Raw genomic sequence first — 9,118 nt, forward strand, 5'->3', positions numbered from 1 at the left:
CAGCGGCCCGCGTCGCGGCCCCCGGCCCCGCCGATCATGGCGTCGCGGCCCCCAGGTTCGTCGATCATGGCGTCGTGGCCCCCGGGTTCGTCGATCATGGCGTCGTGGCACCCGGTTTGTCGAATTATGGGGCGTTATGTCGTCGCCACGAGTCCATGATCGACGGGGCGCACGGGTGCTGGGCGCACGGGCACTCCGGGCGTGGGGCGGTGTGGGTGGTGGGGCGGGTGGGTACGAGGGGGGCCGACCGCCCGACCGGTGCGGACGCGATGGGCCCAGGCAGCTCTCCACCGTTCGGGGGAGGCGCGGTCGGGGCTCCATCGACGGCGGCGAGATCCCTTTTTCGTCCTATTCACACCGTAAAATCCGGCATGACGGGCACGACGGATAGACGAGGTGCATCCGCTATCCGGTCAACCGGGCGGTATCGACCGGTGAACAGCGACGAATTGTGACGCACGCCACCAAGCGGGCTGATGGCAACGGGCCGAAGGCTTTCTAGCCTCGGCGGGTGCATCCCGACGACCCCATCGACCAGAAGCTGAACCCCGAGCGACCGGCGAGCCGTACGGCCGACGGAGCATCCTCCGAAAGGACGACCGGACGACACCGCCGCGTGGTGAACCCACGTCGTGGTGTCCGTGCCCGGCTGGCCTCCACCCCGGTCCGGGTGGCCCTCGCCACCGGCGTGACCTGCTGCCTCGGCGCGGCGGCGGTGGCGACGGCGACCGCCGCGACCAGGGCCGCGCCGAGTCGACGCAGGCGGAACGCCCGGGACCGGGCGGGATCGTGGCGAGACATGTCGGGCTGCCTTCCAGGCCGATCGGGTGTCCGGAGGGGTCCGTGCGGCGTCACCCGGTGCCTGAGAGAAGCCTGCGGGAACGGGAGAGTGGTGCCATCTGGCGCAGGACGGCATTCGACCTACGACCTTTGTCGGAAAACCACCCCGTTGCCGCGTCCTCGCATATCGCGCCGGCACCCGGGGTACGTCGATCTTCAGCGACCGTGGCGAGGATGGTGCGCCGGTCTCCCGACCGGGAATCCCCGCCGCCGAGGAGGAGTGGATGATGTCGATGCGTAGGTGGCTTGCCGGTGCGGGCGTGGTGGCGTTGGTCGTCTCGACGGGGGCGTGCGGTGACGCCACCCCGGATGCCGCCGCCACCCCCGAGGCCACGGGCACGCCGGCCGCCAGCGCGACCTCCGCCGCGCCCACCCCGACGGAGGCGTCGCCGTCGCCGACCAGCGCCAATCCGCCGGTGCTGTCCGGCGACCGCCAGGTCACGATCACCCGGGTCGACGCGGTCGAGTCGGGGCTGTCGTTGACCGACGAGCGGCTGGCCGAGGTCGACGGCGACGAGGGCCGGCAATTGTTCGTGGCGACCCCGGTCGAGGGGCAGACCTTCCTGATCAAGTCGTACCGGGGTGCCGGCGGTGGCCCCGGCACCGGCGAGCCGGTCTGCTGGCAGGTGCAGAACCCGGGCAACTCGCAGCCGCTGGTGGTGCAGGGCGCGGAGTGCCAGGAGAGCGAGCAGCGGCAGCTCTTCACCATCGCGCCGAACCCGGAGAACGCGGAGACCTACCTGATCAGCAACAACTCGGCGTACCTGCGGAACACGCGGAACAACGGCCTGATCATGGAGGAGCTGGGTGACGCCGCGCCGTTCGACAGCTTCCGCTTCAACGACAACGGCGCCGCGCCGTCGTCGTGAGTGCAAGGAAGGGTCCCCTGCTATACACCAGGCGATAGCAGGGGACCCTTCCTTACATCCGGGGGTCGGGTGTCAGCCGCGCCGCCACTTCTGGTTCGCGCCGCCGAGGCACTCCCAGATGGCGAGGCGGGCACCGTCGGCGTTGACCCATCCACTGATGTCGACGCACTTGTTCGCCTGCGGGTTGACCAGGTCACCCGCGGCGGAGAGGACGAACTGCTGGGCCGCGTTGCCGCTACAGGTAGCGATCTGGATCGCCGCGCCGTTGTCCCGGGAACCCCAGGCCACGTCCATGCACATGTTGTTCTGGGTACGCAACGTGCCGTTGACGAAGCTCCACGACTGCGCCGCCGTGCCGTTGCAGTTCCAGGTCTGCAGCGGTACGCCGTCGGAGAAGTTCGAACTCGGCACGTCGATGCACTTGTTGTTCCAGTTGCTGATCAGCCGGTTCCCGCTGCCACCGCCGCTGGTGACCAGCGTGAGCCCGTACGCGCCGAGGATCTCGTTGACCGGCTGGAACCAGGTCTCTCCGCCGGTGGAGCAGTCGCCCCAGCCGCCGGAGGTGACGCCCTGCGCCTGGTTGCCGCTGAGCCAGGCGCCACCCGAGTCGCCGCCCTGGGCGCAGGCGTTGGTGCGGGTCAGGCCGTGCACGGCACCCTGCGAGTAGTTGACCGTCTGGTTGCGACCCAGCAGCGTGCCGCACCGCCAGCCGGTGGTGCGACCGGACCGGCAGACCGAGCTGCCGATCGCGGCGTCCTGGGAGCCGGCCACCGACACGTTGCCGCCGGAGTAGTTGTTCACCCACGGTTGCGGGGTCCAGTTGCTGTTGGTCCGCACCCAACCGTAGTCGCGGCCGGGGAACGTCGAGCCGGCGAAGGTGCCCTGCGAGACGTTGTTGTAGCCGAGCGTCGGGCTGCCGACCCGGCCGCAGTGGCCGGCGGTGACGAAGCCGCCCTGCACCGCGAAGCCGACCGAGCAGAGCGTGTTGCCGTTGATGACGTACTGGTCCCCACCCCGGATGTCGTAGTTGATCCGGGGCGCTTCGGCGGACTCGACGATCCGGACCAGGGCCGCGTCGACGCCGCTGGCCTTGACGAAGGCGGCGGCCTCGGCGGTGGCACCCCGGCCGGCGGTCACCACGATCCGGTTGGTCGTCACGTCGACCGCCCAGCCGTGGACGGCGTCCGGTGGCGCCTTGCCGGCGTGTCGGTCGAGCGTCCGCTTGATGCCGTCCAGGGTGGATTCGCTGCGGGCGGCGGTGGTCACCTCGGCACCTTCGGCGCGGACGGCGGCGGCCAGCGACGGGTCGGTGACCGCCACGGTCAGCCTCGTTCCGCCGGCCGGGATCCAGGCACCGGCGAAGGCCGTACCGAGTCGGGCCCGTAGGCGTCGCTCGACGGTGGCGGCACCGGCCTCGACGCGGAGCCGGGTCAGCACCTGCGCGTCGGTCAGCCCGAGGTCGCGGCGCATCGCGCGGACCATCTCCGGCGCGAGGCCGGTGACCGAGGTGTCGGCGGTGGGGGTACCGGCGGTGTCGGCGGCGAGCACGGCCGGCGGAGCGGCGAGTGGGGCGAGACCGGCGACCAGGACGGCCGCCAGGGCCGCGCGCAGGGCGCGTGGCGCTCGTGGCATGGGACTCCTCCTACGGGGGTGGGGCGACGCGGGGGCATCACCGGGAGTTCGACCAAGAGAGCGCTCTCACGATCAAGTCTGTCGATGTGACAGGTAACTGTCAAGACTCCTGCCAGTTATGTCGGCGCATGATTCGTCCAGGTCGGACGGCGGGGTGGTCAGCGGGAGGGTGTTCGGGGTGGCAGCCAGCCGACGAACCGCTCATGCAGTTCCGCCGGGCCGGTCCCCGGGTGCCGCTCGGTGAGCTGCCGGAGCGCCTCCTCCCAGAGGATCGCCAGATAGACCAGCAGATCGGTGCGGCGGGTGCCGTACTCGGCGAGGAGGTCCCGCTTCGCCCGCCCGCACGGCCAGTCGGTCCCGCAGGCTCGGCACCGCCAGGTGGGGCGGGACGCCACATGGTCCCGGCAGCGTGCGGTGGGTACGACGTTCGCCGCTCTGGTCGCGGGCACGGCAGATCCTCCTCCGTCGGCGGGGGGTGGCGCCCGCCCGTCGGCGGCCCCCGGAGCGACGTGGGTGGGCCCCCACCGCACCACGTCGCCTGACGGATACCTTGCCCAGAGTCTCCGTGCAATCACACAGCGTTGTGATATTTCCGTCGTCGATCACGGACCGGACGCGGCACCGGCTCGGAGATACCTCCCCGACCCGGTGCCCACCACGCCTGTCGGATCAGGCGACGAAGCGGGTCCGCCGCCGACGCGCCAGCAGGAAGCCGCCCGCACCGGCGACGACCAGCAGGAGACCCGCCCCGGCGAGCAGGCCGGTGGAGGCGCCGGTGATCGGCAACTCACCGCCTGCTCCGCCGCCGGTCGGGTTCACCCGGATCGCGGCGGTGTCGTTGCCGGGGTCCAGATCCGCCATCGCGCCCTCACCCGACCTGGTCTTGAGCGTGACCGTGCCGGTCTGACCGCCGGCCCGGTCGACCCGGAGACCGAACTCGAACGCCACCCGCTCACCCGTGCTGATCGTGCCGCCGGCCTGGCACACGTAGCGCCGTCCGCCGGGCTTGCCGGGCGCGTACTCCTCGGAGTCCAGGTCGCTGCAGGACGTCGGAACGGTGACGGCGGTGACGCCGTCCGGCAGGGTCACGTGCGTCGGGACCTGCAGACCGCCCTGGCCGTCGGCCCCGGCGCGCGCCGGCCCGTTGTTGAGGTAGCCGACCCGCATCGGGACGGTGGCGCCGACCGCGCCTCGGACGGTCGCGCCCTCGGCGGCGACGTCGCCCCGCAGGTCACCGGCGACGTCCAGCCGTACCGAGATCTCGTTGCTGAATCCGTCGACGTCGGTCTGGGGGTGCGAGCGGGCCCGCATCTCGTCCACCGCCGCCAGCGTCAGTTCCTCGTCGGTCCCCCGGGGGCCGAGCGGTCCGGGCTTGCGGATCAGGTCCTGGTACTCCTCCCAGTCGGCCGGGGTGAACCAGGTGTAGTGGCTGTGGTGCCGGTTCGGTGCCCAACTGTCGGTCGGGACGGTCCCGCCGAAGGTGGAGTCCACCCGCACCGTCTCCCCGGGCTCCAGCGAGTCGTCGAACGTGCAGACGAAGACGCTGTCGTCCCGTGCAGGGTCGCCGTACTCGCAGTTCCGGTACCGCTTCGACGGCGTGAATCCGAGCGAGCCGGACACGTACAACCGCAGTCCGTGGGCGGTCGTCGTGCCACGGTTCGACACCGCCAACGGGACGTCGACGCGGGCACCGAGACTGCTGTCGAGGCGGAGGTCGCGGCCGTTCGCGCTGACGAGATCGACGCCCTCGCCGACGGTGACGGTGGCCCGGTAGGTCCCGGCCGCGAAGCGAGGCTCCGTGACGGTGACGACCACCTCACCGCGTTGGCCCGGCTTCGCGTCCGCCGCCGCCGTCACGCGCAGGCTGAACAGCTCCGTACCCCAGTCGGTGTCGGTCGTCAGAGCGCAGTCCAGCACGGGTCCCGCCGTCGTGCAGAGCGGAGGACCGCCCGCGTGTCGGACGTCGGCGAACGCCATCACGTCACTGCGGTCCACCCGCATCCGGTAGGTGGTGTCGTAGTTGCCGCCGCGCTGCTCGACCGACATCCACTTGCCTCCGACGCCGGGAGCGACGGTGACGCTCCGCAGGCGAATGTCGCTTCGCGGCGCGGCCGTCCGGTCGGCGGCGGCCGGAGGCGTCGTGGTCGGAGCCGAGGTGGTCGGCGCGGAGGTCGGTTCGGCCGCGGCGGGCGCGCCGCCGACGGCAGTGGCGACGAGTACGCCGACGACGGCCACACCGGCGAGCCGACGCCGGAGAGCGGAAGATGACATGGCGGATTCCTCAGGGTACGAACGGCGAGGTGGAGCGGGGCTACCCGGCGGACGGCGGGCCGGGTGGGCCGTGCCGGGCGCGGAGCCGGAGCGTGGTGGTGCGGCGGATCCTGGGCCGGGTAAGCCTCTCACGGCGTCGGGCCGGCGCGGATCAGCCAGCCGGTTGCCGTCGCCGGTGGGAGAGGTCGGCATGGTGGTGCCCGCCCGGGTGGCTGTCCGGGTCGGTGTGCACGGTCGCGCTGGTCAACCGGGGCACCGCGTGGGTGAGCCGGTGCTCCGCGTCGGCGGCGATCTCGTGCGCGGCGACGAGGCTGAGACCGGCGTCGACGACCAGGTCCGCCTCGGCGTGCAGGCGGTGGCCGATCCACCGCAGGCGTACCCCGGTCACGTCCCGGACGCCGTCCACGTCGCGCAGCGTACGTTCGGCCCGGTCCACCAGCGTCGGGTCGACCGCGTCCATCAGCCGGCGGTAGATCTGCCGTCCGGCGTCGGCGAGCACGACGGTGATGGCGACGGCGATCGCGAGACCGACCACGGGGTCGGCCCAGCGCCAGCCGAGTGCGGCGCCGCCCGCCGCCGCGACCACGGCCAGCGAGGTGTAGCCGTCGGTGCGGGCGTGCAGGCCGTCGGCGACCAGGGCGGCCGATCCGATCCGCCGTCCGACCCGGATGCGGTAGCGGGCGACCAGTTCGTTGCCGACGAACCCGACGACACCGGCACCGGCTACCCAGGGAACATGACTCATGTCGGTGGGGTGCAGCAGCCGGCCGATCGCGGTCCACGCGGCGGCGACAGCCGACGCGGCGATGGCCGCCACGATGATGATGCCGGCGATGTCCTCGGCCCGCCCGTACCCGTACGTGTAGCTGCGGGTGGCCGCCCTCCGTCCGAGCAGGAAGGCGATGGCGAGCGGGACGGCGGTCAGCGCGTCGGTGACGTTGTGCAGGGTGTCGCCGAGCAGCGCCACCGAGCCGGAGTACACCACGATGACCGCCTGGGCGGCGGCGGTGACACCGAGCCCGACCAGCGAGATCCACAGTGCCCGCAGCCCCTCGCGGGAGGTCTCCAGCGCCGGGTCCACCCGGGTACGCGAGTCGTGCGAGTGCGGTACGGCCGCGTGCCGCAGCCGGTGCCACCGGCCGGGCCTGCCGTGGTGACGGTGGTCGTCGCGGCGGTCGTGGTCGTCGTGGTGGTGGTGATGGTCGTGCCGGCCCTGGGTCACGTGTCCCCCCGAGGAGAGCGGGGCCTGTGGTCCCGGCGATAATATGTGCCCATGTACGCACGCGACAACGTTGCAGGAGCCAGTGAGCGGCAACAACCCACCCCTGGCGACGGTGAGGTCGAGGCGGCCGTGCAGATGCTGCGGATGCTGGCCGACGGCACCCGGCTCCGCCTGATGTGGCTGCTCAGCACGGGCGAACACGACGTCGGTTCCCTGGTCACGGCCGTCGGTGCGGCCCGCCCGGCGGTCTCCCAGCATCTCGGCAAACTCCGCCTTGCCGGGCTGGTCAGCGTACGCCGGGACGGTCGCCGCGCCCTCTACCGCGCCCGCGACGGCCACGTACGCCGACTGGTCGCGGAGACGCTGCACGCCGCCTCCCACCGCGTGACCGGTAGCCCCGAACACGACTGACCGGCCCTGTCGTGGCGCCGGAACCGGAGGTCGAGGGGTCGGCCATCGCGGAGGCGTCTGCGGGACCGTGTCGGAGTGCTTCGCGGTCGGTCCGGTGGGCGGTCCGCTGCGACAGAGCAAGGGGGTACCCGGCCGCTGTCGAGCTGATAGCACAGACGGTTCAGCTCGACAGGGCCCCCGCTGTAGGTCGCCTGCCCTCAGCCTCGGCCACGGCTCGGACGGTCCTGGCACCGGTCAGGACGAGGCGTCCTGCACCAGTCGGAGTTGGCCGATCTCGGCGACGTTCTTCATCAGCTCGGCGTTGACCCAGGCGAGCAGGTGCGCGACGGTGTGTTCCGGATCGCGCGGCCAGGGAAACGGAGCAACCTCGTCGAGGTCGGTGTCGGTGAGCCGGTCCAACACGGTCGACCACTCCGCCCGCAGTTCGCGCAGCCAGGTGACGGTGGGCTCGCCGTCGCCCGGCCAGTGGACGTCGGTGCGCTCCCGGGGTGACCGGCCCTGGAGATGGTCGATGGCCACGCTCCACCACCAGCCCACGTGCCAGGTCAGCCAGGCGATGGTGGGGACCGGCACCGGGTCCGGCTCGGTGTCGGCCCAGTCCGGCACCCACCGGCCGGCGTCGTCCGGGCGGACCGTCCAGGAGAGCGCGGCGACTTCACAGCGGAAGTGCGCCGGCTCCAGCCGGTCCAGGTGGTATTCGAACAGCGACCAGGTCAGGTCGAACTGCCAGCGCAGCAGGTCACGACGGGAAGACGGCATCCGGCGATCCTCACACCCGGTGGCGGCCCGGTCGAACGGTTATCCCGGGCCGGCCGCAGTCGGGGACCAGGGCCAGGGCACGTCGCGGAAGGCCGCCTCGACGAGCAGCGCCTCGACGCCGCGCAGGAACGGCGCGATCCGTTCGGCGGGGAAGTAGCGGGTGTCGGCGGTGACGACCAACTCGACCGCACCGGGCGCGTCGAGCACCTGGACCCGGCAGCGCCACGGGAACCGCTCCAACTCCGGCAGCCAGCGGAACGCGCTGTCGCCGACCATCGCCCGCAGAGCGGTCTCGTCCGGGCCCGCCGTCGTCGGGTCGACGTCGCGGGCCAGCCGGGCGTCGTTGAGGTAGCAGTACGCGGACAGGAAGGTCCGGTGGTCGTGGCCGAGGTCGGTGAAGGTGCGCTCCCACACGGCCGGGTCGTAGTAGGCGTGCCGGTAGGCGTCCAGCGCTCCCCGCCGGGCCCGGGACAGCAGGTCGGCGAAGCCGGGCCGGTCGGCCAGGTCGAGCCGACAGAGCCCGATCTGGTTGAGGGTGCCGACCGCGTCCTGATGCCCCGGCTGGAAGCGGTTGCTGGCCATCACCACGATGCCGCAGGACTCCTGCCCGCCGTCGCCGGTCAGCCCGGCGGCGGTCGCCGCCAGCACGACGTTGGAGGTGCTGACGGCGTTGCGGGTCGCGATCAGGCCGGCCGCGTGGTGGACGGCGCGGGAGACCAGCGACCCACGCCGGTAACGGGGTGCCGGCGCGGCGCCGACCGGGTCGGAGAGGTTCGCCGCCAGGCCGGGCAGCTGCCGCACCCAGTACGCCACCGCCCGCTCCGACCGTCGTCGTCCGGCGTCGCGCTCCCGCCCGGCGAGGTCGACCGACTGGAGGCCGACCGGCGTGTCCAGGGTGCCGTGCCGCAGGAGCCTGCGCAGGTCACGCAGCACGACGTCGGTGGCGTGGAAGTCGACGGTGGCGTGGCTGAACACCAGCACGATCTGGCGTACCCGGTCGTCGACGGTGACCAGGGCGGCCCGCAGCGGCCACTCGGCGACGTGGTCGAAGCGCGACGCGCGCAGCCGGGCCTGTATCTTATAAACATCTGCCGCTGCCGAAGAAGGATTAGGT

At 72.3% G+C, this 9,118-nt stretch carries 8 protein-coding genes; 2 read left to right on the forward strand and 6 right to left on the reverse strand.

The annotated features are described in order from the left end of the window. Positions 1-1,067: 1,067 nt before the first annotated feature. Positions 1,068-1,709, forward strand: coding sequence for a hypothetical protein (locus tag EYA84_RS20065; RefSeq protein ID WP_131054586.1), 642 nt, complete (start codon positions 1,068-1,070; stop codon positions 1,707-1,709). Between the two features lie 72 nt (positions 1,710-1,781). Here EYA84_RS20065 and EYA84_RS20070 read toward each other — a convergent pair whose 3' ends face one another. From EYA84_RS20070 to EYA84_RS20085, 4 genes are all read right to left on the reverse strand, one after another. Then, positions 1,782-3,341 (reverse strand): ricin-type beta-trefoil lectin domain protein, encoded by a 1,560-nt coding sequence (locus EYA84_RS20070; protein ID WP_162854376.1) that lies wholly within the window; start codon positions 3,339-3,341, stop codon positions 1,782-1,784. Between the two features lie 158 nt (positions 3,342-3,499). Then, positions 3,500-3,790 carry a flavin reductase gene (locus EYA84_RS20075; RefSeq protein WP_131054587.1) on the reverse strand — a complete coding sequence of 97 codons (291 nt, stop codon included), beginning with the start codon at positions 3,788-3,790 and terminating at the stop codon, positions 3,500-3,502. Between the two features lie 220 nt (positions 3,791-4,010). Further along, positions 4,011-5,612, reverse strand: coding sequence for an LPXTG cell wall anchor domain-containing protein (locus EYA84_RS20080; protein ID WP_131054588.1), 1,602 nt, complete (start codon positions 5,610-5,612; stop codon positions 4,011-4,013). Positions 5,613-5,763: 151 nt separating this feature from the next. Continuing rightward, positions 5,764-6,834, reverse strand: coding sequence for a cation diffusion facilitator family transporter (locus EYA84_RS20085; RefSeq protein WP_131054589.1), 1,071 nt, complete (start codon positions 6,832-6,834; stop codon positions 5,764-5,766). Between the two features lie 51 nt (positions 6,835-6,885). Here EYA84_RS20085 and EYA84_RS20090 point away from each other — a divergent pair, with 51 nt between their 5' ends. After that, positions 6,886-7,245, forward strand: coding sequence for a metalloregulator ArsR/SmtB family transcription factor (locus EYA84_RS20090; protein ID WP_131054590.1), 360 nt, complete (start codon positions 6,886-6,888; stop codon positions 7,243-7,245). Positions 7,246-7,479: 234 nt separating this feature from the next. On the opposite strand, the gene EYA84_RS20095 is transcribed toward EYA84_RS20090, so the two are convergent. After that, positions 7,480-8,004 (reverse strand): DinB family protein, encoded by a 525-nt coding sequence (locus EYA84_RS20095; RefSeq protein WP_131054591.1) that lies wholly within the window; start codon positions 8,002-8,004, stop codon positions 7,480-7,482. A gap of 39 nt (positions 8,005-8,043) precedes the next feature. Continuing rightward, positions 8,044-9,118: condensation domain-containing protein (locus EYA84_RS20100; protein ID WP_131054592.1), on the reverse strand; the 1,075-nt coding region annotated here is incomplete at its 5' end.

The sequence above is a fragment of the Verrucosispora sp. SN26_14.1 genome, assembly GCF_004307965.1.
Taxonomy (GTDB): domain Bacteria; phylum Actinomycetota; class Actinomycetes; order Mycobacteriales; family Micromonosporaceae; genus Micromonospora.

Excerpts from the sequence above, each read along its gene's own strand:
- EYA84_RS20065 (WP_131054586.1), top strand. The coding sequence starts at position 1,068 with ATGTCGATGCGTAGGTGGCTTGCCGGTGCGGGCGTGGTGGCGTTGGTC.
- EYA84_RS20070 (WP_162854376.1), bottom strand. The coding sequence starts at position 3,341 with ATGCCACGAGCGCCACGCGCCCTGCGCGCGGCCCTGGCGGCCGTCCTG.
- EYA84_RS20080 (WP_131054588.1), bottom strand. The coding sequence starts at position 5,612 with ATGTCATCTTCCGCTCTCCGGCGTCGGCTCGCCGGTGTGGCCGTCGTC.
- EYA84_RS20090 (WP_131054590.1), top strand. The coding sequence starts at position 6,886 with ATGTACGCACGCGACAACGTTGCAGGAGCCAGTGAGCGGCAACAACCC.
- EYA84_RS20095 (WP_131054591.1), bottom strand. The coding sequence starts at position 8,004 with ATGCCGTCTTCCCGTCGTGACCTGCTGCGCTGGCAGTTCGACCTGACC.